This window comes from Aestuariicoccus sp. MJ-SS9, assembly GCF_032586235.1.
In the GTDB taxonomy this organism is placed as follows: Bacteria; Pseudomonadota; Alphaproteobacteria; order Rhodobacterales; family Rhodobacteraceae; genus Aestuariicoccus.
The window spans coordinates 1-21,850 of record NZ_JAWHTD010000030.1; the positions used below are offsets into that span (position 1 = coordinate 1).

General features: G+C 60.8%; 23 protein-coding genes and 1 pseudogene. 9 read left to right on the forward strand and 15 right to left on the reverse strand.

Annotated elements, in window-relative coordinates; translation table 11 throughout:
• Positions 1–87: 87 nt before the first annotated feature.
• Positions 88–366 (reverse strand): annotated as a pseudogene (locus tag RXV88_RS23725) (tyrosine-type recombinase/integrase); the annotation flags it as partial.
• 165 nt (positions 367–531) lie between these two features.
• On the opposite strand from RXV88_RS23725, the gene RXV88_RS16925 reads away from it, so the two are divergent.
• Both RXV88_RS16925 and RXV88_RS16930 read left to right on the forward strand, forming a co-directional pair.
• Entirely contained in the window at positions 532–1,134 is a 603-nt protein-coding gene (locus RXV88_RS16925; protein WP_316294676.1) for a glutathione S-transferase family protein, read from the forward strand.
• 567 nt (positions 1,135–1,701) lie between these two features.
• Positions 1,702–3,219 (forward strand): Hint domain-containing protein, encoded by a 1,518-nt coding sequence (locus RXV88_RS16930; RefSeq protein ID WP_316294677.1) that lies wholly within the window; start codon positions 1,702–1,704, stop codon positions 3,217–3,219.
• 341 nt (positions 3,220–3,560) lie between these two features.
• Here the strand turns inward: RXV88_RS16930 and RXV88_RS16935 are convergent, their stop codons facing one another.
• The 3 genes from RXV88_RS16935 to RXV88_RS16945 all read right to left on the reverse strand — a co-directional run bounded on the left by RXV88_RS16935 (position 3,561) and on the right by RXV88_RS16945 (position 6,740).
• On the reverse strand, positions 3,561–4,619 hold the full coding sequence (locus tag RXV88_RS16935) for a site-specific integrase (RefSeq protein ID WP_316294678.1): 1,059 nt from the start codon (positions 4,617–4,619) through the stop codon (positions 3,561–3,563).
• Between the two features lie 17 nt (positions 4,620–4,636).
• Entirely contained in the window at positions 4,637–6,334 is a 1,698-nt protein-coding gene (locus RXV88_RS16940; protein WP_316294679.1) for a site-specific integrase, read from the reverse strand.
• 166 nt (positions 6,335–6,500) lie between these two features.
• Positions 6,501–6,740 carry a hypothetical protein gene (locus RXV88_RS16945; protein WP_316294680.1) on the reverse strand — a complete coding sequence of 80 codons (240 nt, stop codon included), beginning with the start codon at positions 6,738–6,740 and terminating at the stop codon, positions 6,501–6,503.
• Here RXV88_RS16945 and RXV88_RS23730 point away from each other — a divergent pair.
• Positions 6,639–7,034, forward strand: coding sequence for a GNAT family N-acetyltransferase (locus RXV88_RS23730; RefSeq protein ID WP_410468834.1), 396 nt, complete (start codon positions 6,639–6,641; stop codon positions 7,032–7,034). The two genes, RXV88_RS16945 and RXV88_RS23730, sit on opposite strands and share 102 nt — an antisense overlap.
• 121 nt (positions 7,035–7,155) lie before the next feature.
• On the opposite strand, the gene RXV88_RS16950 is transcribed toward RXV88_RS23730, so the two are convergent.
• Positions 7,156–7,788 (reverse strand): tyrosine-type recombinase/integrase, encoded by a 633-nt coding sequence (locus RXV88_RS16950; protein ID WP_316294681.1) that lies wholly within the window; start codon positions 7,786–7,788, stop codon positions 7,156–7,158.
• Between the two features lie 217 nt (positions 7,789–8,005).
• Between RXV88_RS16950 and RXV88_RS16955 the strand changes: the two genes are divergently transcribed.
• Positions 8,006–8,425: an ester cyclase gene (locus tag RXV88_RS16955; protein WP_316294682.1), complete on the forward strand. Its 420-nt coding sequence runs from the start codon at positions 8,006–8,008 to the stop codon at positions 8,423–8,425.
• Between the two features lie 156 nt (positions 8,426–8,581).
• Here RXV88_RS16955 and RXV88_RS16960 read toward each other — a convergent pair whose 3' ends face one another.
• Complete coding sequence (locus RXV88_RS16960) at positions 8,582–10,102, reverse strand: serine hydrolase domain-containing protein (protein WP_316294683.1); 1,521 nt, start codon at positions 10,100–10,102, stop codon at positions 8,582–8,584.
• Positions 10,103–10,112: 10 nt separating this feature from the next.
• A complete protein-coding gene (locus RXV88_RS16965; protein ID WP_316294684.1) occupies positions 10,113–10,883 on the reverse strand; it encodes a CPBP family intramembrane glutamic endopeptidase in 771 nt (256 codons plus the stop codon).
• A gap of 115 nt (positions 10,884–10,998) precedes the next feature.
• Between RXV88_RS16965 and RXV88_RS16970 the strand changes: the two genes are divergently transcribed.
• Positions 10,999–11,598 carry a TetR/AcrR family transcriptional regulator gene (locus RXV88_RS16970; RefSeq protein WP_316294685.1) on the forward strand — a complete coding sequence of 200 codons (600 nt, stop codon included), beginning with the start codon at positions 10,999–11,001 and terminating at the stop codon, positions 11,596–11,598.
• A gap of 429 nt (positions 11,599–12,027) precedes the next feature.
• Positions 12,028–12,669: a glutathione S-transferase family protein gene (locus RXV88_RS16975; RefSeq protein WP_316294686.1), complete on the forward strand. Its 642-nt coding sequence runs from the start codon at positions 12,028–12,030 to the stop codon at positions 12,667–12,669.
• Between the two features lie 489 nt (positions 12,670–13,158).
• Here the strand turns inward: RXV88_RS16975 and RXV88_RS16980 are convergent, their stop codons facing one another.
• The 7 genes from RXV88_RS16980 to RXV88_RS17010 all read right to left on the reverse strand — a co-directional run bounded on the left by RXV88_RS16980 (position 13,159) and on the right by RXV88_RS17010 (position 18,629).
• Positions 13,159–14,025 (reverse strand): transglutaminase family protein, encoded by an 867-nt coding sequence (locus RXV88_RS16980; protein ID WP_316294687.1) that lies wholly within the window; start codon positions 14,023–14,025, stop codon positions 13,159–13,161.
• A gap of 221 nt (positions 14,026–14,246) precedes the next feature.
• The gene (locus RXV88_RS16985; RefSeq protein WP_316294688.1) at positions 14,247–14,555 is read right to left on the reverse strand and encodes a hypothetical protein; all 309 of its coding nucleotides are present in this window, start codon (positions 14,553–14,555) and stop codon (positions 14,247–14,249) included.
• A 70-nt stretch (positions 14,556–14,625) separates the two neighbouring features.
• Positions 14,626–15,117, reverse strand: coding sequence for a hypothetical protein (locus tag RXV88_RS16990; RefSeq protein ID WP_316294689.1), 492 nt, complete (start codon positions 15,115–15,117; stop codon positions 14,626–14,628).
• Between the two features lie 104 nt (positions 15,118–15,221).
• Positions 15,222–16,076, reverse strand: coding sequence for a transglutaminase-like domain-containing protein (locus RXV88_RS16995; protein WP_410468835.1), 855 nt, complete (start codon positions 16,074–16,076; stop codon positions 15,222–15,224).
• Between the two features lie 34 nt (positions 16,077–16,110).
• Positions 16,111–16,923 (reverse strand): hypothetical protein, encoded by an 813-nt coding sequence (locus RXV88_RS17000; RefSeq protein WP_316294691.1) that lies wholly within the window; start codon positions 16,921–16,923, stop codon positions 16,111–16,113.
• Positions 16,920–17,306, reverse strand: a complete 387-nt coding sequence (locus RXV88_RS17005) for a hypothetical protein (protein WP_316294692.1) — start codon at positions 17,304–17,306, stop codon at positions 16,920–16,922. Before RXV88_RS17005 ends, RXV88_RS17000 begins: the two co-directional genes overlap by 4 nt.
• A 117-nt stretch (positions 17,307–17,423) precedes the next feature.
• Positions 17,424–18,629 (reverse strand): DEAD/DEAH box helicase, encoded by a 1,206-nt coding sequence (locus tag RXV88_RS17010; protein ID WP_316294693.1) that lies wholly within the window; start codon positions 18,627–18,629, stop codon positions 17,424–17,426.
• Positions 18,630–19,085: 456 nt separating this feature from the next.
• On the opposite strand from RXV88_RS17010, the gene RXV88_RS17015 reads away from it, so the two are divergent.
• The 3 genes from RXV88_RS17015 to RXV88_RS17025 are packed head-to-tail and all read left to right on the forward strand — an operon-like array spanning position 19,086 to position 21,088.
• Positions 19,086–19,292 (forward strand): cold-shock protein, encoded by a 207-nt coding sequence (locus tag RXV88_RS17015; RefSeq protein WP_043919421.1) that lies wholly within the window; start codon positions 19,086–19,088, stop codon positions 19,290–19,292.
• A 40-nt stretch (positions 19,293–19,332) separates the two neighbouring features.
• Entirely contained in the window at positions 19,333–20,361 is a 1,029-nt protein-coding gene (locus RXV88_RS17020) for a fatty acid desaturase (protein ID WP_316294694.1), read from the forward strand.
• A 49-nt stretch (positions 20,362–20,410) separates the two neighbouring features.
• The gene (locus RXV88_RS17025) at positions 20,411–21,088 is read left to right on the forward strand and encodes a hypothetical protein (RefSeq protein ID WP_316294695.1); all 678 of its coding nucleotides are present in this window, start codon (positions 20,411–20,413) and stop codon (positions 21,086–21,088) included.
• A 523-nt stretch (positions 21,089–21,611) separates the two neighbouring features.
• Here the strand turns inward: RXV88_RS17025 and RXV88_RS17030 are convergent.
• Positions 21,612–21,839 carry a hypothetical protein gene (locus tag RXV88_RS17030; protein WP_316294696.1) on the reverse strand — a complete coding sequence of 76 codons (228 nt, stop codon included), beginning with the start codon at positions 21,837–21,839 and terminating at the stop codon, positions 21,612–21,614.
• Positions 21,840–21,850 lie beyond the last annotated feature (11 nt).

The following is a 21,850-nucleotide window of genomic DNA, read 5'->3' on the forward strand; positions in this document are numbered from 1 at the left end:
ATGTTCCGACGCTACGAGGCCGCCCTGCCCGTCTCAACCGGAATCCTTCTGACAAAACCATAACGACACAAGCCGCCCGACAATTCCTCAGATTTCGATCTTCTCGGCGATGCTCAGCGCGTCGTCGAGTTCGACGCCGAGGTACCTGACCGTGCTGTCCACCTTGGTATGACCGAGCAGGAGCTGGACCGCGCGCAGGTTGCCGGTCTTCCGGTAGATCAACGCGGCTTTTGTCCTCCGGAGGGAATGCGTCCCATAGGCATTTGGATCGAGACCGATCGCTGACACCCAGTCCCTCACGAGACGGGCGTGCTGTCGCGTCGAGAGATGGGGCGAAGCGTGGAACCTGCTCGGGAACCTGGCGCGACCGTCTTCGAGCTTGTCATCGGCGAACCCCGCCATCAGCGCGGCCAGTTCCGCCTCGATCGCTTGTTCAATCAGCTTGCGCGCGCCTTCCCGGATGACACCGGTCAAAGGGTCCGAGAAAAATCCGGATGGATCAGGCAGCGTGGCAATGGTAGTCTCTGGCATGTGGCATATCCCTTTCTCTGCAGAGAATTGACGGCGTCTGAACACCGCCATGATATGCCGCCCCTCAGGGCATCACCAACTTTCGCCCATTTCTCCGCCATGAACCCAAACGGTACCATCCCTGTGCTGAGGGACCCGAACCTCGGGCCGCTTTGGGAAACCGGCGCAATCTGTAGATATCTTGCAACAAGGTATGGCAGTGATAGCTTTTGGCCCGGTGATGTGGTCGCTCGGGCTGACGTTGATCGATGGGCAGAGTGGGCCAAGCTCAACGTTGCTATGGCCTTCACGGTACCGATCTTTTGGCGTGTCGTGAGAACTCCAAAGGCGCAACGCGATCAAAAGACTATTCAGACGGCAGTCGATGCTCTGGAACAAAAGCTGGCAATTGCCGATACTGCTCTTGCTACGCGTTCCTTTATCGTAGGCGACGAACTCACACTTGCTGACATACAGTTTGGTCACATTCTTTTTCGGTATTACGATATCGGGATACGCCGTGCCGACTTGCCGAATGTGCAAGCCTATTACAAACGTCTCGCCGAACGGCCCGCCTTCCGAGAACACGTAATGCTCTCCTACAACGAGTTGAAAGTCGATTAACTTCAAGCTTTGTGTGCTGTGCCTTCCAGTCGACGTCCGCTTCGAGCGGCGGTTTCAACGGGTCGACGCACCAATGACCGCAGTGCGGAAAACCGGTCGATCGCTGCGCACGCCTCGGATGTCTCAGATGCGGACTTTCCAGACCTTCACGCCAATCAGTCCAACTGGCGCTTTCGGCCCCAACCGGACGTTCGGCCGTTTCATCTGCTGCTGCGGCGCCACCGTCAAACCGGCCGTTCGCTGCAGGCGCAAGATCGGGCGGTAGGCTAACTAGCGGTCTGCGGTCGGAGCGGCCTTTCAAGACCTTTACCGTCGCAAGTCGTCGGGGCCCACGCAAACCTGAGTGGCAGCAGCGCAGACTGCCCTACCGGTAGCGCCGCCTGACCAAATGCCGCAAGCAGCGATGGTGACGATGTGGTCTTCGCGCGCAACTTAGCCAAAGTCATGTTTACGGCGCAATTTAGCAAAAACTTGCCATGAATTGCTCACGCTTCAGTCAGAAACACTGCGTATCGATTCCTGAAACAATGACCCTCACCGAGGTGTCGCAGGCATCGGGGAAACACAATGTGGACCTTCTGGGCCAGGATAGACAGTAACAGTGCAAACAATCCCGCGCTTAATCTTACGGGAGACCCGGCGGTCCAATTTTCATTAGTGGAGTCGGGCCCGAACGGCGACCTGACCCTCGACACCAATGGCGGCGCGCCCGATCCCGATACACAGGTCGATATCGGCGGCACGCTCTACGATTTTTCTTTCGAGCTGTCGGCCGAGCTTCCGACCCTGAATCGGGACGGCGCCGGTCAGGTTCCCGATCAGTTCGAAGGCTCGTCAATCTTCATCATCACGGTCCAGGATTACCCGTCAGCCGGTGATACGACCCGGCTGGCCTTCATGCCGGACGAGGCCGCAACCCAGACCGAAATGGATGCGTTTGGAAACGGGGCCATCGATTTGCAGGCCACCGGGACCGAACCCGCGCCTGACTACATCGTCGAAGGCACCAGCGGTGCCGACGTCATCGACGCAAGCTATGGCGGCGATCTCGAAGGTGACCTGATCGATAACAACGACGGAAACCCGTTGCAGCCGGGGACCGCCGGCGGCGACAACGACTCGGTTACTGCCGGCGCTGGCAACGACTATGTCGCCTCAGGGGCTGGCGACGACACCGTGTTGGGTGAGGATGGCGACGACACGTTGGACGGTGGTGTCGGCGCGGACTCTCTTGTCGGAGGTGCTGGCAACGACAGCATTCTGGTCGGGCAGAACGACACCGCCATCGGTGGCGCAGGCGACGATACGTTTACCCTGGTCGATCTGATGGAGGCAGACAGTGGGTCGATCACCATCGATGGTCTCGCGACCGGTGAAACCGGCGGCGATACGCTCGATCTCGGCGGTGTTGCCGACCGGACCACGCTTAATGTCACTTCGAACGTTGACGGCGAACAGAGTGGCACGATCCAGATGTTCGATGGAACGCTGGTGTCGTTCTCGAACATCGACAACATCATCTGCTTCACACCTGGAACGGCAATTCTGACCGAACAGGGCTACCGGCCAATCGAGACGCTGAAAGCTGGTGAGCGTGTGATCACGCGCGACAATGGTCCCCGGCCGATCCGCTGGATCGGGACCAGCACGGTCAATGGGCGGGGGAGATTCGCCCCGATCGCTGTAAATACCAAGGTGATGGACGGCGCACGGCGGCCGCTACTGGTTTCACCGCAACATCGGATTCTATTCACCGGCTACAAGGCTCAGTTGCTGTTCGGGGAAAGTGAAGTTGTGGTCGCAGCCAAATATCTGGTTGACGGTCGCGACGTCCGTGTCGTTGAGCAGGATCGCGTCACCTATGTGCACCTGATGCTAGACCAGCACGAAGTGATCTTTGCCGAAGAAGCTGCGACCGAAAGTTTTTTTGCAGGTGAAACCGGCATTGCTGCGATCACCGATGAATCCCGCGAGGAGATGTTTTCCATCTTCCCTGAACTGCGTTGGAATGCCGGTGCCTACGGAATGACCGCCCGTACGTGCCTGCGCAAACATGAAGCCCGTATGTTGCTCGCTCAGAACTGAGCCTTTTATTTCGCTCTTTTGGGCCCAATCCAAATGGGGCGATCAAACGATTTGACCGCTTTGTGCAGGAGAGCCGACTTGCGGCTTTGCAGCATCGGGCCGGGGATTCTCGACGTTTGAATGGCGGCTTCCGACTCAACAATCGAGCTGTCTCTCGGCAGCAGAGAAGGTCAGCTCTCCGCCCATCCCTAAGGATGCTGCGCGGGAGACCAAGGTCCGAGAAGGGCTCAAGACAGACATCTGAGTCTTTTCGTCGGATGACCGGTTCATTGCGAAGAGCGGACCTCCATAGGAAGAAATATGCGCCCGGGCTCTGCGCACAATCTGCTTCGCGCAGTGCCTCAGTTTTCGCCTCTGGTGTCCAGCGTTCCCTTCCGATCCTCGGGTCCATCCCTTATGCTCCGCAACGCCGCAGCAACGCTCTGCGACGCCTTAAGCTGACTGGCCTTGATGTAGAAGTTCTCGGTGGTGGCCGGTGAGCGGTGCCCAAGAAGCAGCCTTGCGTGGAGCGCGTCCTCTGGCGATGTCTCTGCCAAGAAGGTCGCGGCGATAGTTCGGAAGGCATGCGGGGACAAGGCTTCGCCGAACAGATGCTCTGACTGGCGACGCACCCGATCGTAGATCGAGTGCTGTGCCATCGGCTTTCCTTTGCTGGCAAGCCAGAGTCGGTCGGTCTCGCTGGCGTTTGGGAATACCGGGCGGACATGATGGATGTAACGCGCGATGTGTTGGCCCAGGTCGTCGTGAAGAACCAGGTGGATTGGCTGATCGGTCTTTGTCTCTGAAGCCAAGAAGCGCAGATGCCATTCGTGGCCGCAGAGCTGTAGATGCTGCCCGATACGGATCATCGCCAGGTTGCTAGACCTGACAGGCGCAGAGATCAGCAGGGCGACCAAAAGGGTATCGCGGTAGGCAATCCGATGCTTGCCCACGCTGAAGTCGCGGTCTGTCAGTCGATCGAGCTCGTAAAAGCAACGACCGAACATCTCCGCAGCCGAGAGAGCAGGCAGCGTCAGCGTGCGGCTGGGCTTGGCCCATTGCTTGAGGCGGTTCGACAGGTCCATGAGCCACCGCCAGTCTCGATCGGGTGACAGGGCTTTTGCCATCACCTTGAGGTCGCGCACGTAGCTCTCCACCGTCTTGGGCGCGACGCACGCCATCAACTCACGGGCATAGGCGGTAACCGCCTCAGGCGTGATACGGTCGGCCGGCGCTGCGTGGCGGTCGAGCATCCCAAGCGCGTCCAGCCACCCCAACCAGCCCGCATAATGCTTTTGGAGCGTGTGGCGTGTGGCTTCGCTCCAATGGGCACCTGGGCCGCGCCCTTCAAGAACATCTCCGTCACGGAGCAGCTCCTGCCACGCGGCACGGTCCTGCTTAGGCCAGGCCTCGAACGGCACGTTGGGCCAACCGCGTCTCAAGACTCATCCCCGCAGGAATCGTCTCGCAGCGCCTTGAGCAGCGTGTTGATACGGCGGCTGGCCGCAGGCCCTTCCGTGCCCAGGTAGGACTGGTACGTGGTGTTGAGCGACTTGTGGCCGAGGCGCCGACTGAGATCGAGCGCCAGCTCAGGTTGCCGCTCGACGACGATCTTGGCGATGGCGTGACGATAGAGATGCGGGGACATGCGGATACCCGCTTGCTTCCAGAGCGTCCGGCTCAGAGTGTCCCGCATGGCGGAGTATGATCGTGCGCCGCCGCCTTGACCGGGAAAGAGATATGGCCCCTGTGAGCCTGGCAGAAGCGGGCGATGATCTGCAACGAAGTGATCGAGCAGTTCGATGGTCTCCGGCGGCAACTCCAGGTCCAGCGCGCGGTGGCTCTTGGTCTCATCGTCAGACAAGTGCACGAAGACCCGCTTGCCGCGCCGTCGGAGCTGGGTGTCCAGGTTGAGCTCCCGCAGGTTCTTGACCCGTAATCCGGTGAAGATCGCCAGCGAGATTGCAAGGGCGCGTTCCACGCCTTTCGCACGTCGAAGCTTGCTGCGCTGTTTGAGCGCCCGCTCGAGCTCCTCTTCCGGGAAGCGCAACAGGCGCTGGACCACCTCTTCGTCGTCGAATTGCTTAAGGCGCGTCCGATTGCGCTCTCCCATCCCGCCTGGGGATTTCGGCTTGAGGCGCTGGACGATCGCATGGAACGGCGCCAGCTGAGCCTCATCGTAGCCAAGGTGATGTCGACCGACCGCGATCATCTGTGTGGCCATCTTGTGAGCGTAGCCTTCGGTCTTGACCGTTTCGCCTTTCAGGAAGGGACGCAGGGCCGCCTTGAAGTGATCCTCCACGAAGAACACTTCGAAGCCGGTGATCTGGTCGATGGACACGGTGCCGGATTTGACAAGGGCCGTGGCCAACCGCCGAAAGGTGTAGCGATATCCCTCGATCGTGGCAGGGCGGAACGCCCGGACAGGCGCACTCGGGTCCAGGGGATCGGGATTGCGCAGGCGCTCTTCCCAAGACGCGACGGCCTGCTGGAAGCCCGCTGGAAATGCCTCGAGGGGCAACATGTAGGGATCGGTCTTGAAGGGAGAACCGAGCCGCTCGCCGGGCCACCTCGGCACATCCCGCAACGAGCGGTTCCAGGCGTGGATCGTCCGCTTGAAGATCGCCTTCGGCGACTTGGACATTACCTCGTGGCTCAACGCTTGCCAGAAGCCGCCCAGCATCGCGGTCTGGACCGCGTCGGGCGGGATCTGCATCACGGTGCAGTAACAAGCGAGCCGGCTGAGCGCCCACTGGTCTTCCTGGCGCGCCACGCGATCAAGAAGCGCGCGCCACTCAGGAGAGCGTTCGATCTCCTGCGTGATCCATGTCCGACGTGGGCCATGAGACTTGATGGCCCGAGTGACGATTGAGCGGATGTTGGCCAGCCGCTTCTCGGAAGCGCCGAGCTCAACCGCGCGCTTGTCCTCAAAGAGATCGCGGACAGCCGCCGCGGTCGCGGGCGTTTCCGCCAGATCGAGTCCCGTCCGATCTTCCAGGAACCGGAATGCGGAGCGAAGGTCTCGAAGACGCGTGCCGGAGGCTTTCCCCATGGCCGCGTCGCGGACGTCGGCCAGCGTGATCCTCGGGATCGACGCAAAGACATCTTTCGGTTCAATCGGCGTGTGATCAGTCATGTCGGGACCTCCGGTTTGAGACACGCGTGGCCTCGGGAAGACTTGGGGGGACATTCCCCCGGATTCGGGAAACCGTAGCAGACAATCCTCCGCTCAGACTGAGCGTCACGGTTTCCCGAGACGCTTGGAAAGCTTTACTTATCAGGACTTTAAGGGACACCATCGGTCACATCCCCCGCCGTTGCTTGATGTACCGATCGAGGTCCATTGGATGCACACGGATCATCCGGCCATCACGGATCACAGGCAGTTCGCCTGGGAGGTGTTTCGCGATTACTCGCTCAGCGAGCGCGCCAAGCTGTCGATGGGGACGGACAATGTCGGCGATGCCTGGAGGAACTTCGCTTATTTTATCGGACATCAACAGCTCAGAGGCTTTGCCCCGCAGGCGATAGTCCTTCGACATGGGGAGGGCCGAGCGATAGGCGTAGCAGGGCCGCACTTTCCACCAGACTGGCCGGAACCAGAACTTGGCTGGCAGATTTGGGACGTCTCGTGTGAAGGGAAGGGCTATGCCTCCGAAGCAGTTCTCGCAGCCCGCAGATGGACAGCAGAGACTTTCGGCTGGCGGCGCATGCCCTCATACATCAAAGAAGAGAACGTGCGGTCCATTCGTCTTGCTGAACGGCTCGGATGTACGCTCGATGAAACCGCTAGGCGCCGATCGGATGGATCGCCTGTCTGGCGTCACCCAGAATGAAAATTTCTCGCCTCGTTTGCGCTTGAAAAACGTCGGCTTCGGGCTCTGAGCCGCCGCTCCGGCCAGAGGTGAACGCCGTCCGGTTTGAGATGGCGGGCGACCGCTGCCGCCCGACAATTCCTCAGATTTCGATCTTCTCGGCGATGCTCAGCGCGTCGTCGAGTTCGACGCCGAGGTACCTGACCGTGCTGTCCACCTTGGTATGACCGAGCAGGAGCTGGACCGCGCGCAGGTTGCCGGTCTTCCGGTAGATCAACGCGGCTTTTGTCCTCCGGAGGGAATGCGTCCCATAGGCATTTGGATCGAGACCGATCGCTGACACCCAGTCCCTCAGGATACGGGCGTACTGTCGCGTCGAGAGATGGGGCGAAGCGTGGAACCTGCTCGGGAACAGGAACCCGCAACCGATCATCGGGGGCGACTTGACCCATTCAAGAACCGAGCTTCGCGTATTCTCGGAGACTTCGAACTGAACGGGCCTGCCCGTCTTGCTCTGGATGACCGACACGCGGTCGCGGACTGAGCCGCCAACGACGAGGTCACTGACGCGCAGACGAACGAGGTCACACCCGCGGAGTTTGCTGTCGATCGCAAGGTGGAACAGCGCCAGGTCCCGAAGGTTATTGGCAAGTTCGAGCCTTGCTCGAATGGCCCAAACCTGTTTGGGCAGGAGTGGTCGCTTCTGGCCGATCAGTCGGCCCTTGTTCCATGCGGGACGTACCGGTCGCGTTGCTGGGAGCTGGATTCTGGACATGATGGGGTCTCCATCCAGCCCTCCCGCTCCTGGCGTCAGCACCGCGCCGACGCACACATCCTACTGTCTCCCTGCCAACGACCGCTTTGGGAACCAAGGGCGCGACCTACATTGCTGCGGCGCAGTAGTCCGCTCCGAGCCCGAAGCGGACTTTTCAATGGACGGATCGAGGCGGGTCGGTATTCTCAATACATGTCCTCGCGAAAGTGAATCGGTCATGCATCCCACAGAGAAGATTGTGCGGCAATTCCACGAATCCTGGGACTTGCGCGATCCCGAGCGCGGCGTCGCTGTGATTGCGGACGACTGTCAGTTTGAGGATGTCGCGAGAGGTGAGAGCCAGGTCGGTCCCAAGGGATACAGAATGGACTACGAGCGGTGGCGGCGAGCCTTTCCCGATGGAGAGGTGAAAGTCACAAACGTCGTAGTCGACGGCGATCGGGCAGTCGTAGAGTTCATCAACCGAGGCACTCACACCGGTCCTCTGGAATCATCGCTCGGAACTTTTGAACCGAGTGGTCGGTGGCAGGAGACACGCTACTGCAGTGTGATGCGGGTAAAGGATGGGAAGGTCGTCGAGGGTCGAGACTACTATGACGCTGCAACGGTTGCCCGTCAGCTAGGGCTGGTGCCGTAGGCCCTTTACTCGAGGCTCGCGCGCTATTCCCTCTTGGACGCGGCTCAATGTCCCCGACATGGAGCCGGGAAATCAACACGTCGACCACGAACCAACAGGGTCCGGCAGAGGGCGGGATGTCTACTCTGATCCCAAGGCGGCCATTTGGACGGATGATTACGAAGGGCCCGTTGGCCCCTGCGTCCTCGATTTGGGCGGTCGTGGTGTAGTTGGGAGAATGGCAACAAGAACGAGCGACATTCCCAAGACGGTCGCCCCCAGACTCACCCATACAAATGCAGTTGGCCAAAGCGTCGCCCTGACTGTGTAGAACGTGGGCGGAAACCCTTGCAGGCGAAGCGGAATGTCGGAGTACCAGTATGCCCACCAGGCGGCGACCATGAGGATTGGTAGGATTGCTGCCGTTCTGCGCCAAACCGAATATTTTCGAGGCGGGGCGCGGCGGCCTCTTCGCCAGCCCAATAGAACAGGCCCCACAACCGCCACGCCGACCATCGTTAACATTAGACCCAACGCCAAGTGCGCCTTGTGCAAAAGCCCGAGTTGAGAACACACATCCTGTAGAGGGTCATCCGGCAACGCACGGCTCCACGGGCAGGCTATGTCGGTGAAGAGGCCAGGGGCCGCACGGTCGCTGTTGGCCAGGATCACGAGACCGGAACCGGTATGGGGCATCAGGAAGACGACGGCCTTGTAACCGCGATGATCGCCGCTCTTGCGGGCGACTAGCGTCTCGCCGTCGAGGTGCAGGTTGTAGCCGAGGCCGATGTGGCTGGTGTCCTGGGTAAAGGGAAAAGGCTCAAAGGTGTCCCTGACGGAATCGGGCGTGATCACTCCACGGCCCGGTTCGGCTCCCTGGGCGTCCGCCATCGACGCCGCCAGGAACCGTGCGACATCGCTTGCAGTTGCCACGAGGCCACCCTGCGCCTTGGTCGCGTGTTCGTAGTGCGGCAAGGGATTTCCGTACCAGTCGTGCCCCCAGGCTGCGCGTGCCTCTAGCTCCGGCGTCCAGCCGAAGGCGCTGCTGTTCATGCCCAGAGGGCGAAGGATTTCCTTCGTGACATAGTCGCTGAACGGCTCGCCCGTGACCGCTTCGACCGCCAACTCAAGAAGGATGAAACCCTTCGACGAGTAGTGATAGGCCTCTCCGGGGGGCTGAGAGACACGAACGGGGCCAAACTCCATCGTCGCACCATCGGCTGCTTCCAGAAGCGACGGCGGTTCCTGTCCCGGATCGACGCCTGAATCGCCCCCTTTTGAAAGACCGGCACCGTGGGCGAGGATGGCACGCGCGGTTACTTGGGAATGCTCAAACTCAGAAGGCGGGAGGGTCCAGCCGGCGAGGTAGGTTTCGATCGGCGCGTCGAGGTTGATCTTGCCCTCTTCGGCGAGCTTCAGCATCGCCCATGCGGTCACCGGCTTGGTGACTGAGGCGATCTCGAAGACCGTGTCGACCGTCACCGGTTCTCCGGTTTCGACATTTGTCACCCCGAAACCGCCCGACCAGATCGGCTCACCGCCGAATACGATAGCGACACCCGCCCCGGGCGTACCTTGGCGTGCCAATGCGGCGGGGGCTGCTTGCTCTACGGCGGCGATCATCGAGCGGGTTTCGTCCTGCGCCCATGACGGATGCGTCAGGGTCAAACCGGCGGCGAGATACGGTACCAGGCGCATGATCAAATCTTCATGCGGGCGCGGCAGCGGGGCGTCCGATCCGTGGAATGTCCTCCTCGGTTACGCCCGTCATCAAATAGAGACCGACCAGTGTGTTTAACGCCGCGATGCCGAGGTGAATCCGGATGTCCAGCGGCTCTGCAATGAACGGACCGGCGGTGCCCGAGGTTACGTAGATGTAGTCCAGCAGCGTGTGGAGGAAGATCAAGGGCAAGAGACTGCCGGTCCGAAGAAAGAGCGCGCCATAGAGCACCGCGAAGCCGAATGTGTTGCCGAACTTGTCGATCCATTCCAGCAGGGAGAACTCCTCGAATGCAGCATTCGTGAGATGACCAGCACTGAAGATCGCCGCCGCGATCAGGACGGCACTCCACTTGCCGAACTTGAGCAACACCGGCAAGGCGATGCCGCGGGCGAAGCCTTCCTCGCTGACGCCGGTCGCCAGAACGGCCAGGAAATAGAACAGAACCCACCCAGCAGGGATCTCGACGGAGCCGTAGAGAAGGACTGGCACGAAGTGGATCAACGCTGGGTATATGAGGAGGTGCGTGTTGCGAACGGGGGCTGCCAATCCGCTGATCCGCCACCATCCGAGCGCCCAGATCAGCCAAAGGACGAACACGGACTGAACCGTCGGAATGATCAGGCGGAGCGGCGTGATCTCGGTTCCCAGCACCTTGGAGGCAACCAAGAAGGGCACCGCGATGATCGGTTGGAGAATGGCCACTGCGATGACAAACCAGAACGGATGTCTTTCAGCGAAGGCGTGAACAGCGTCCATCTGTCCAACTCCCGGTAACGGACTCACATTATTAAACGATGCGTTTCGTTTCTATCATTGTCAAGTTTCTCGAAATCCGCTTTACGAAAGACGCAGGTTCGGATGAGACGAGTGAATGAACGATAGCAAAGACAATGGTGCGGGCCGCGGCGGTGGTCGCCCAAGAAGCGAGCGATCCAAAACCGCCATCCTCACAGCGGTCAGAAAGCTGCTGCTCGACAATGGCTATTCGAACCTGACCATAGAGGCCGTCGCGCAGGAGGCCGCTGTCAGCAAGGCAACTATCTACCGCTGGTGGAAGACCAAGGGTGAGCTGGTCCTGGAAGCGGCAGAACAGGAGATCGCCATAGGGAAGGTCCCAGACACGGGAGACTCCAGGGCCGACATGGATGCCGCCATAGGTCAACTCATAGACACGTTCACGCGTCCCCTGGCGTCCACTGTAATCTTTGCAGCAATCACAACGGGCAGCAGCGATCCGAAAATGGCGCAGATATTCCGCGACCGGTTTGTGTATCCTTGGCGCGTCTCGGCATTTGAGGCACTGGAGCGTGCGCGAGGAAGAAACGAAATCTCCGCTGAGGACCTGCACTTCTTGCTGGATGTGATTGTCGGCACCGTCTTTCAGCGCACGCTGGTGATGAAGGAACCGATGATCGACGGGTTGAAAGAGAACTTGATCGGCGTGATTTTCGGCCGTGACAAATCAACCTGACCGCGCACTGCGGCGAGGCGAATGCACGGCGATTTTTCTACATGATCAACGTTACCCGGACGTCCGCTTCGTCCGCACTGCGGTCGCAGCGCGCGCAATCTTCGCTGCAGACCGCACTAATGTCCGGTTCTGCTGCTTCGCCTCAGCTGGCCTAGCGTCACCGCAAAATGCCGCAGACGCGAACTCTGCAGCGAGAGGGAGTCCGGAATGGGCTCTTCTGAGACATCTGAGAAGAATGATCAGATGACCGCTAGACGGCGGTAAGCAGCCGTCAGAGCCGACGGAACCGCAGAGACACGCTCGAACGACGGCTGTCACCGGCTCCAAACGTTCGCCGTAATCGAGGTTAGGTCGGCTTGCGGACGAACCGGTCCTTGAATTTGGGTGCGTGCCACGTCAAGCTCTTCAAAGTTTATGGGGTGACTTGGCATGTTGGAAGTATGGGGTCGGAAAACTTCATCGAATGTACAGGCCCTGATGTGGTGCATCGGAGAGTTGGGCTTGAAATACTTCCGTCATGATGTGGGAGGTATCTATGGCGGTACTGATAGTGACGACTTTCTCGCCATGAACCCAAACGGTACCATCCCTGTGCTGAGGGACCCGAACCTCGGGCCGCTTTGGGAAACCGGCGCAATCTGTAGATATCTCGCAACAAGGTATGGCAGTGATAGCTTTTGGCCCGGTGATGTGGTCGCTCGGGCTGACGTTGATCGATGGGCAGAGTGGGCCAAGCTCAACGTTGCTATGGCCTTCACGGTACCGATCTTTTGGCGTGTCGTGAGAACTCCAATGGCGCAACGCGATCAAAAGACTATTCAGACGGCAGTCGATGCTCTGGAACAAAAGCTGGCAATTGCCGATACTGCTCTTGCTACGCGTTCCTTTATCGTAGGCGACGAACTCACACTTGCTGACATACAGTTTGGTCACATTCTTTTTCGGTATTACGATATCGGGATACGCCGTGCCGACTTGCCAAATGTGCAAGCCTATTACAAACGTCTCGCCGAACGGCCCGCCTTCCGAGAACACGTAATGCTCTCCTACAACGAGTTGAAAGTAGATTAACTTCAAGCTTTGTGTGCTGTGCCTTCCAGTCGACGTCCGCTTCGAGCGGCGATTTCAACGGGTCGTCGCACCAATGACCGCAGTGCGGAAATCCGGTCGATCGCTGCGCTCGCCTCGGATGTCTCAGATGCGGACAAACCGGTCATGCGCCATGCAGCATGCAACGGCTCTGAACGGCCCATAGCGGTCGCTCGATCATGGTTCCGAATGCCGCGGTCGCAAACCGCATTGCCGACATTCGCTGCAGATGCGATTCCTCGGCGAACCGAACTCACCATTCGCCGACTGTCCCACGATTTAGCCGGCGGACGCGCATGTCTGCTTCTTTGCGACTCCACGTTTGATTGCGCACAAAATGCACACGCAAAGCGCTTAAAGTTCGAGAGACGCTAGCGGATGGGTCCGATCCTCCATGCCATGAAAGCTAAAATCCGCCCCGAAGATACATTACCAATCCTTCTTGCATCAGGACTTCCCGGGCAGAGGCTCTCAGGAATCCCTCACATCCACCCTAACCTCCATTGCCAACTCGTCGGCGGTTCTTCCATGGAAGCTTCCGGACACCGGGGCAACCTGCTCGATCCTGCGCGCCACGGCGACAGGAATGAGATTGGTGGAGCCAACCGATCTGTTGGTCGGGTCGAACGATATCCAGCCTGCCCCGGGAACAAACACCTCGACCCAGGCATGTGTCGAGCCGGCGTCCGCGGAGCCAAGTTCGTCTCCGGACGGATTGAAGAGGTATCCCGAAACGATCCTCGCGCCGAAGCCAAGCGTTCGGACGGCCTCGGCGAACAGCACCGCGAAGTCCCGGCAGGATCCCCATCCTCTGTCGAGGGTCTCCAGCGGTCCCTGCGTGCCCTCCGTCTCGCGGGTCTGGTAGGAAATCCTTGCAGTGATGCCGTTGCTGATGTCCTTCAGCAGGGAAAGCGTGTCCGTCGGCCGCGCCCTGACAAACCCCTTGGCCCACCCGCGCAGCCGCCGCGTGTCATCCGCATATTGCGGCATGGCCAAGGCGCCGAGATCGGTCCAGTCGTCGGCTGCATAAACGAAAGGATACGAAGCCGCAGCGGCTGCGATGGGGAAGACTGGCCAGACCGGCGCGCGCAGGTCCACCTGCGCACGCGACCGGATCGAAAGCGCGTCAGTCATCGTGTCGAACTGCGCCGTTGCGACGGCATTGCCGGCAACTTCGTGAGACCAGTCGATGCGGGCTTCGGGACTGATCTCGAGGTCGAAGGAGGTCAGGCGGAGATCCCGGGTCTCCCGTGGACGCAGCATCAGCCGGTGCGGACCGACTGAAACGGGAGTGCGATACCAATACCTGGTCGTGTGCGTGATGGTGACGGATGGCATCGGCGAGACCTACGACAGTCGACCGCTGAAACGCCGGCGCCCATGTCCGCCACCTTCGGAGATTGCCGCGCGCCAGATGGCGGATCCCTTGCAGAGCGAACATATCCGCTCGCCGAACCCCTCGCTCCAGAAGGGCGACCGGCACTTCAGGCAGACACGCTCGGCAGCAATGTCGGTCGCTGCCCTCACATTCTGGATTTCCGCGTCTGCTGATTTCATTATCACTTGCGCTCCTTGCGCTTCCGCAGCCGCTCCATGTCTTCGATGGCCCGCCTGATCAGTTTCTGAATGCGTTCATCGTGGGCCGCCGGTGTTGCCGAATATCGTTCGAGAAGGAACCGCCACTTCTCCATCACCTCTACCCATGTTCGCGCCGGTTCCGCCAACATCTGGTTTTCGAGACTACCGAGGTGAAGTTGCGCCGAGGGCACCAAAGACGGGGCGTCGTTCGCAGGTCGCCGTCGCATTTCCGTCTCATATCGCCCGGCCTCTGTCCTGCGACCGTCAAGATCAATCGGGTCATCCGTCACTGCAATGCTCCCAAAGCCCCACCATGGCCCACTTGCGGTCGGACGCGGTGCCGTATTGCGGACCCGCAAGTCATTCTCCGATGCCTGGGCGCCCGCTTCCAGCGCGCGGTCCGGTATCGTCCGTCTCGGTCCCTTTGCGTGGCGGGGCGGCGCTGCGTGTTTCGCCTGCGCTTTCCTCGCTGGCTCGGGGCCGAGCCGAATAGAGGTCACGGAGCTCGGACTCGCCCACCCCGTCTGCCTGCATGATAAGGCGGATCATCGGGTCGGCCAGCATCTCCTCGAGGAAGTAGTCCGTCAGAGCTTTGCCGGTGAGCTTGTCTTTGGCCACTGCATTCTCCAGTTCGGCGAGCGGCACGGTGAGCGTTCGGCCGAGCCCGGGGTGCGAGGCGCGCGGATGGAGGCGCACGAGAATGGACGACGTCCAGGTGCCCGGTTCGATCCGGTGCACTGGCTCAAGCAGCTGGGTCTCGATCTGGTATTCGCCGGGCGGCAGGGTCTCGTTGAAACTCGGCAGCTGGAACGGTCGAAGAAATACGGCGGTCGTCTTGATCGAGGCGGTCATCACAATTTTCCCGGATGGTTTCAATCTGCGAAGTCCCCGCCAGACAGTCGGATCAACCGTCCCGCCTGCGGGCCAATTTAGGGCGGACCGACGCAACTGCGTTTTCAGGCCCCTGCCTGATTTCGAGAACCGGACGATGCCTCGGCGGGGTCGTCCTCGGCATCCCATGTCCAGACGTCGAATTGTGTCAGTGTATTCGGCCCGAATGTCTGGGTCAGAGGCACATCGGCAGCGTCCCGACCGCGCGCGATCAAAATCCTTCCCATGCGCGGGCTGTTGTTTCGTGGATCGAAGACCCACCAGCGGCCGCCCAGAAAGACCTCCATCCAGGCCGCGAAATCGTCAGGCAGATGAGGCTTCGGTTGACCGAATTCGCTCAGGTAGCCGGTGCAGTAGCGCGCCGGGATGTTCATGCAGCGGCAGAGAGCGATGGCGAGATGGGCGAAATCCCGGCAGACCCCCTGTCCCCCCGCCATCGTCTGGGACGCGGTGCGTGTCGCGTTCGCCTGCATGTAGTCGAACGAAACCGAGGAATGCACGAAATCGCAGATCGCCTGGACACGCGCCCAGCCCGGCGGCGTGGTCTCAAAAAGGCGCCAGGTTTCTTCCGACAAAAGATCGGTATCGCAGTAACGACTGCCGAGAAGATAGACCAAAGTTTCGAAAGGCAGGTCCTGAATGGCGTGTTGCGTGGCCTCGGGCACTGTCGAATCCGGATGTCCGGTGTCGCGGAAAATCCCGTCGGTGGACAGGGTGAAGTCCCCCGCCGGGGCCACCATCCGCGTACACCAGTTGCCGAACCCGTCGCGATAGCTTTCCAGCGGCACGCTCGGCTGAGTCACGAGATAGTCGGCACGCTCCAGATCGCCGAAGCGCGAATAGTGCACGTTCAGCATGGCAATGATGGGTGTCGGCTGGGTCAGCTGGTAGCGCAGGCGACAGCCGATCCGCATTCGTATGCCGGCCGTCTCGGCCGGGCGCGATCTGGGGGCATTATCGTCCAAGAACGCACTCCCCGTCAGAAAGCTGAAAGCTGCGATCGCAACGCCAGCGGCTTCCGGATCGATCGAGGTGGGCATTTGCGGGCAGGTCGATCGCGACGCAGGTGTCGTCCTCCGCCTCAAAGCTCCGTTCGCAACGCCATCCCGGACCGTAGGAATCCTGGTCCAGAAAGGCGTTCGCCGGAAGCGCCACGGGATTACAGTAGCCATCGATCTCGAAGAAGCCCCTCTCGCAGGCCCATTCGGCACCATAGTCCGCATTGGTGAGATAGCCATTCTCAGGAACCGCAATCGGAACACAGGAGTCGGTCAAGGCCGTGAAGCCGCGTTCGCATTCCCAGCCGGAACTGGACGGATCATTGGTAAGATAGGCGTTTTCCGGAAGGTCGATCGGCACGCAGGTCTCTCGATCCTGCCGATATCCGCGATCACATTGCCAGTCATAGCCCGATGATTGAAGGAAGGCATTCTCAGGCACAGGGATCGCGTCGCAGGACGCCCCCCCACCCACTTCTTCATAGCCACGTTTGCACTCCCAGCCCGAGCCGTAAGACCGCCCCGTCGCATAGGCGTTTTCAGGGATGTCGATAGTCACGCAATCCGCGCCGTCCACACGGAAACCGAGCGTACAGTTCCAGCCTCCGCCATAGCTCCGCGCCTCAGCATTTTCTGGCATGGGTCCGGTACCGTCCTGCGCGAGAACCGGAAACGCCAGAAAGGCAATCATCCCGGCCATCGCGAGTACGGCCTGTCCATGGCCGCGGCGCTGGGTTCTTGGACCTATCTTCGACATGAGGTCGCTCATCCGCCGTCCGCCGCGGTTTTCGGGCGCTCGGGTATGGCATCGACATCGAGCGATGCCAGACAGGCCTGCGCGATGTCGCGGTCTGCCGCCTCGGCGCCGGGCACTGTCGCCCAGCCGGCTTCCATCAGGGCATCCCGGCGCTGGAACGTCGACGCGCCCCGGATCGTCACAAGCTTCGCGGCGCGGTCGGGATCGGTCCGGGCCATGTCGAGGCAGACCGGCACCATGGCCGCAACGACATCGTCATGGGCCATCGCCATCGCCCTCTCATGCGCCGTTCCGCCCGTCACCCAGCCGCCCCAGGTGAAGCCGACGATTCCGACAACGGCGGCGCCAATTACGGCCCCGTTGATGCCGGGTTTGATCCATTCGGGAGTGTTCATGAAATTTCCTCCTGCGGAGAAAGCGCCGCCTCGCTTTGAAAGCATTTCCGGTTCCCAGTCAGCTGCCGGTCCAGCGCCTTCTTCCGCGTTAGGCCCGAAGTCGCCTGGGGATTGCCATCAAGCGGCCATCCGTTCCGGGCGCCGCGAAGACCGCTGGCGCGGTCGCCGCCCTTTCGTCGCTTTCGGAGCGTCTCCGAATCCTTCCCAGGCGCGGCCTCCGGCGACTTCGACGCGCATGCCGAGCACCTTCTCGATGGCCTTGAGTTCCGACACTTCGTCGGCAGCGCAGAACGCGACCGCGCGTCCGTGACGTCCGGCACGGGCGGCGCGCCCGATCCGGTGCACGTAGTTCTCCGGCACATTCGGCAGATCGAAATTATAGACATGGCCCACGCCGGGGATGTCGATCCCGCGTGCCGCGACATCCGTCGCAACGAGGACGCGCACCGAACCGTCCTTGAAGGCAGCGATGGCCCGGTCGCGCTGACCCTGGCTCTTGTTGCCGTGGATTGAGGTGGCCGCGAAACCGGCCCGGTCGAGGTGCTTCATGAGCCGCTCGGCTCCATGCTTGGTGCGCGAGAAGACCAGCGCGCGGTCGTCCCGGTGCCCGTCCAACAACTCGATCAAAAGATCCTGCTTCTGGTCCTCCGGGACGAAATGCACGCTGTGGGAAACCTTGTCGGCAACCTTGCCCGGCGGTGACACCTCGACACGGATCGGCTTGTCGAGGTAGTGCCCGGACAACTCTGCCATTGCCTTCGGCATCGTGGCCGAGAACATCATGGTTTGGCCGTTCTTGCCCAACATCGGCGCGATGCGGCGCAATGCGTGGACGAAGCCGATGTCGAGCATCTGGTCCGCCTCGTCGAGGACGAGAAACCCTGTCTTGCTGAGATCGACGGCCCGGCGATCCATCAGGTCGATCAGCCGGCCCGGCGTGGCGACGAGGATGTCGGTACCACGGGCGAGCTTTTGGGCCTGCGCGTTGATCGACTTTCCGCCCACGACGAGCGTGATGCGGAGATCGGCCGTCAGCCCTTCAAGGCTCTGAACGATCTGATTGGCCAGTTCACGCGTCGGCGCAAGAATGAGCCCGCGCGCCAATTTCGGCGCGGCCTTTTCCTGAGCTTTGGAAAGCGCCACGACCAGCGGAATGCCGAAGGCAACGGTCTTGCCGGTCCCAGTCTGGGCGATGCCCAGAATGTCTCGGCCTTGCAGCGCCCGTGGGATCGCCTGTTCCTGGATAGGGGTCGGTTGAGTCAGTCCCAGGGCGTCGAGCCGCGAGACCATGCGAGCATTGAGCCCGAGTTCATTGAAAGTCATGTCATTCCTTGGCCGAACCTTGCGTCCGGCGTCACCGCCGAATTCAAACGCGCGCGGTCGGTCGGGGTGCACCTAGGGCGAACACTCCGGCACCGCATTGTGCCCGGAGCCGCCTTGGGCGGCGTCCCCCCTTCGTGATGTGGGAAAACGGTGCGTCACGGCCGGGGGCGGAAGTGAACCCGCCTGCTCACGCGGCAGAGCGATAACACCAGACATACATGGGAAACCGTCGATGGCTTTTCAATGCCGTCCCATCAGCGGTCATCGCCTGTTAAGCAATTTCGCGACATCGCAAGACAACCCTTGTAAGTCGCTTCGGTAAGGCGCATGTCAGTCGGGCGAGCGATTTTCTCTGCGACCTCCTGCTTCCGTTCATCCGGCTTCAGTTGATCTCTCAGTCTGACTTTGCCGGGCTGCCGCATCCTGGGGGCAGCGTATGAACAGGAGACCACGGACATGGCCAATGGCACCGTGAAATTTTTCAATACCCAAAAAGGCTTCGGCTTCATCGAGACGGATACGGGCGGTAAGGACGTTTTCGTCCACATCTCCGCCGTCGAACGCGCCGGCCTGACCGGCCTTTCGGACGCTCAGAAGGTGACGTTCGAGGTCGAGACCGGCCGCGATGGCCGCGAAAGCGCGACCAATCTCGCGCTCGCCTGACCGCGACGCCCGGACGCTCCCCACTGAGCGCCCGATCACCATGAGCGATCCCCGTTCCAATGCCGCACATCCGGTCAATGCCCGAGATTGGTCGCGGGTCCTTACCCGGTACCGTGCGCCCGACCCCGCGCGCAGCGTCCTGGAATTGATCGTTACGCTTGCGCCGTTCCTGGCGACATGGGCCGTCGCCTGGTGGTTGCTCTCCTACAGCACAGCCCTCGCGATGTTGCTTGCGCTGGGCGATGCGGCGTTCCTCGTGCGCCTGTTCATGATCCAGCATGATTGCGGCCACGGATCGTTCTTCCGCAGCAAGCGGCTGTGCAACTGGCTTGGTCGCGCGATTGGCGTGGTGACACTGACGCCATACGACGTCTGGCGCGAAACGCATGCCATTCACCATTCCTCCACCGGCAATCTCGACCGGCGCGGCGTCGGCGACCTGCCGACCCTGACGGTCGCCGAGTTTCGCGCGAAGGACCGGGTCGGGCGCGGCCTTTATCGCCTTGTCCGTCATCCGCTGTTCTTGTTTGGGGTCGTACCCTTCTACACCTTGTTCCTTCAGAACCGGCTTCCGGTCGGTCTGATGCAGTCGGGATGGAGATACTGGCTCAGCGCCATGGCGACGAACGCCGCAATCGCCACAATCCTGACCGCGCTGGTCTGGTTCGGCGGATGGAACGTGGTGCTCTTCATCTTCTTTCCGACGATGCTTCTAGCGGCAAGCACGGGGATGTGGTTCTTTTTCGTCCAGCACCAGTTCGAGCACACCAACTGGAAAAGCGAAGCGGACTGGGACGTCCAAGACGCGGCGCTGGAGGGCAGTTCCCACTACGATCTTCCGTCGGTTCTGCGCTGGATCACCGGCAACATCGGCGTCCACCACGTCCACCACCTGGCAAGCCGGATCCCGTTCTATCGCCTGCCCGAAGTGCTTCGTGACCATGACGCGCTCGCAGATTCCAACCGGGTCACCTTGCGGGACAGCCTTGGCTGCGCGCGCCTCGCTCTATGGGATGAATCCGCGGGGCGACTAGTGAAATTCGCCGAGGCGCGGGGGCTGCCGAAATGACCAGGAGTCGCACCCATCTAGCCAATCATCATTCTCGGAGTACACCACCATGACACGTTTCAGCACGGAAGCTCGTACGGCCACAGGTCGCGACCTCTTCAAGGACAAGAAGAAAAAGAAGGTTTCCGAGCGCTCGTCGGATACACCGTCCGCGATCCAGCTGGGCGAACACGGCCGGTACCAGATCAAGTCCGGGCGGCTTTCAGGTGAATACGTGGCCAGGGCCTTTCCGAAACCGCCGACAAACGCGCGCGGGATGATTGCCGAAGCCAGAGGCGCGACGGAAGAGGCCGCTATCGCCGCCTTGCACGACGTCATCGATGCGAGGGAAGTTCGCAGAGCAGACGATCGACGGGCCGATCCGGCAACGGGTCTTGCCGTTCCGAGTACCGAGGAATTCGTCGAAGCAATTGTGCAGGTTGCCCTTTCGCGCCCGCAACGCGCCATGCTGACTGCCCTCGCTTTGGCCGAAGACGAAGGCTTGTCCGAGCTGAATGTCGCGAGCGCAGCCGGTTACAAATCGAACGCTTCGGCCAATCGCGCGCTCGTGTCGGCCGGGCTGTTGATTGCCAGCTACCTCTCCCTGGAAGCACCTGTTGACACCGGGACCGGCGAACACGACGGAACGGTGTTTCTGGGCTACCGAGGCCCGCAAAGAAAAGATGACAAACCGGGAAACTGGGTCCTTCACGCCGAGCTGCGCGAAGCAGTTAGGTCTGCCGGATAAACGACATCGCCCGAACGCCCGTTTCGATGCCTGAAGGGCACGCGACGAGGCCCGAATATGGAGGATGTGCGCCCTGATGCGTCAGCCGGGTTGGCCTGTTCCAAGGTTCAGGCGCACCGTACCACCGAAAACGGCCGCATGCAGCGCGAAATCGCGCGATCGAAACATGAACATAAGCTGCACATGAAGCCGTGCAAGTCACTGAAATAAAGCCAAAATCGCCTCCATCCATCACGGGGCAGATTTGCTCTTGCCGTCCAATGGCAGGTCTTCGCCCGAGTTCCGACGTGGCAGCTGAAGCAGAGATCGTCTGTTTCGGGCTCGACGCAGCCATCTGAGTATTTCCCTGAGATGACGGCTAACTGCCTTCGAGCAGTCGTTCGGTCACGGAAAGCCGAGCTTTCAGCTCTCAATGACCGCTTCGACCAGGACCTGACGCTGGCTACAAGTCGAAGAATGACTGGCTCGCGGACAAAGTGAGCTTTCGTTGACAATTCAGCAATGTCTGCTCTCGTTGAATCGCTCATTCCGAAAGTCCCGCGTTTGCCAGCAGCGCGGTCAATCGGTTCAGGGTCTCGGCGTCACGATACGGTTCATGTCGGCGAAACACCCCAAGATTGAACCGGGGATGCTTTTGTCGCAGAGCGGCAACAGTCTCTGCAGCCGCGGTCGCCTGACCCGCCATCGCTTGGGCAATCGCCAACAACGTAAAACCCCAAACGGCATTGTCACAGTAAATCGCTGTTGCCACGAGTGCCTTCC

What these genes read in the sequence shown, in the direction of transcription:
- RXV88_RS16930 (WP_316294677.1), top strand. Translation starts at nt 1,702, where the DNA reads ATGTGGACCTTCTGGGCCAGGATAGACAGTAACAGTGCAAACAATCCC.
- RXV88_RS16940 (WP_316294679.1), bottom strand. Translation starts at nt 6,334, where the DNA reads ATGACTGATCACACGCCGATTGAACCGAAAGATGTCTTTGCGTCGATC.
- RXV88_RS23730 (WP_410468834.1), top strand. Translation starts at nt 6,639, where the DNA reads ATGGGGACGGACAATGTCGGCGATGCCTGGAGGAACTTCGCTTATTTT.
- RXV88_RS16945 (WP_316294680.1), bottom strand. Translation starts at nt 6,740, where the DNA reads ATGTCGAAGGACTATCGCCTGCGGGGCAAAGCCTCTGAGCTGTTGATG.
- RXV88_RS16950 (WP_316294681.1), bottom strand. Translation starts at nt 7,788, where the DNA reads ATGTCCAGAATCCAGCTCCCAGCAACGCGACCGGTACGTCCCGCATGG.
- RXV88_RS16955 (WP_316294682.1), top strand. Translation starts at nt 8,006, where the DNA reads ATGCATCCCACAGAGAAGATTGTGCGGCAATTCCACGAATCCTGGGAC.
- RXV88_RS16960 (WP_316294683.1), bottom strand. Translation starts at nt 10,102, where the DNA reads ATGCGCCTGGTACCGTATCTCGCCGCCGGTTTGACCCTGACGCATCCG.
- RXV88_RS16965 (WP_316294684.1), bottom strand. Translation starts at nt 10,883, where the DNA reads ATGGACGCTGTTCACGCCTTCGCTGAAAGACATCCGTTCTGGTTTGTC.
- RXV88_RS16970 (WP_316294685.1), top strand. Translation starts at nt 10,999, where the DNA reads ATGAACGATAGCAAAGACAATGGTGCGGGCCGCGGCGGTGGTCGCCCA.
- RXV88_RS16975 (WP_316294686.1), top strand. Translation starts at nt 12,028, where the DNA reads ATGTTGGAAGTATGGGGTCGGAAAACTTCATCGAATGTACAGGCCCTG.
- RXV88_RS16980 (WP_316294687.1), bottom strand. Translation starts at nt 14,025, where the DNA reads ATGCCATCCGTCACCATCACGCACACGACCAGGTATTGGTATCGCACT.
- RXV88_RS16990 (WP_316294689.1), bottom strand. Translation starts at nt 15,117, where the DNA reads ATGACCGCCTCGATCAAGACGACCGCCGTATTTCTTCGACCGTTCCAG.
- RXV88_RS17000 (WP_316294691.1), bottom strand. Translation starts at nt 16,923, where the DNA reads ATGAGCGACCTCATGTCGAAGATAGGTCCAAGAACCCAGCGCCGCGGC.
- RXV88_RS17005 (WP_316294692.1), bottom strand. Translation starts at nt 17,306, where the DNA reads ATGAACACTCCCGAATGGATCAAACCCGGCATCAACGGGGCCGTAATT.
- RXV88_RS17010 (WP_316294693.1), bottom strand. Translation starts at nt 18,629, where the DNA reads ATGACTTTCAATGAACTCGGGCTCAATGCTCGCATGGTCTCGCGGCTC.
- RXV88_RS17015 (WP_043919421.1), top strand. Translation starts at nt 19,086, where the DNA reads ATGGCCAATGGCACCGTGAAATTTTTCAATACCCAAAAAGGCTTCGGC.
- RXV88_RS17020 (WP_316294694.1), top strand. Translation starts at nt 19,333, where the DNA reads ATGAGCGATCCCCGTTCCAATGCCGCACATCCGGTCAATGCCCGAGAT.
- RXV88_RS17025 (WP_316294695.1), top strand. Translation starts at nt 20,411, where the DNA reads ATGACACGTTTCAGCACGGAAGCTCGTACGGCCACAGGTCGCGACCTC.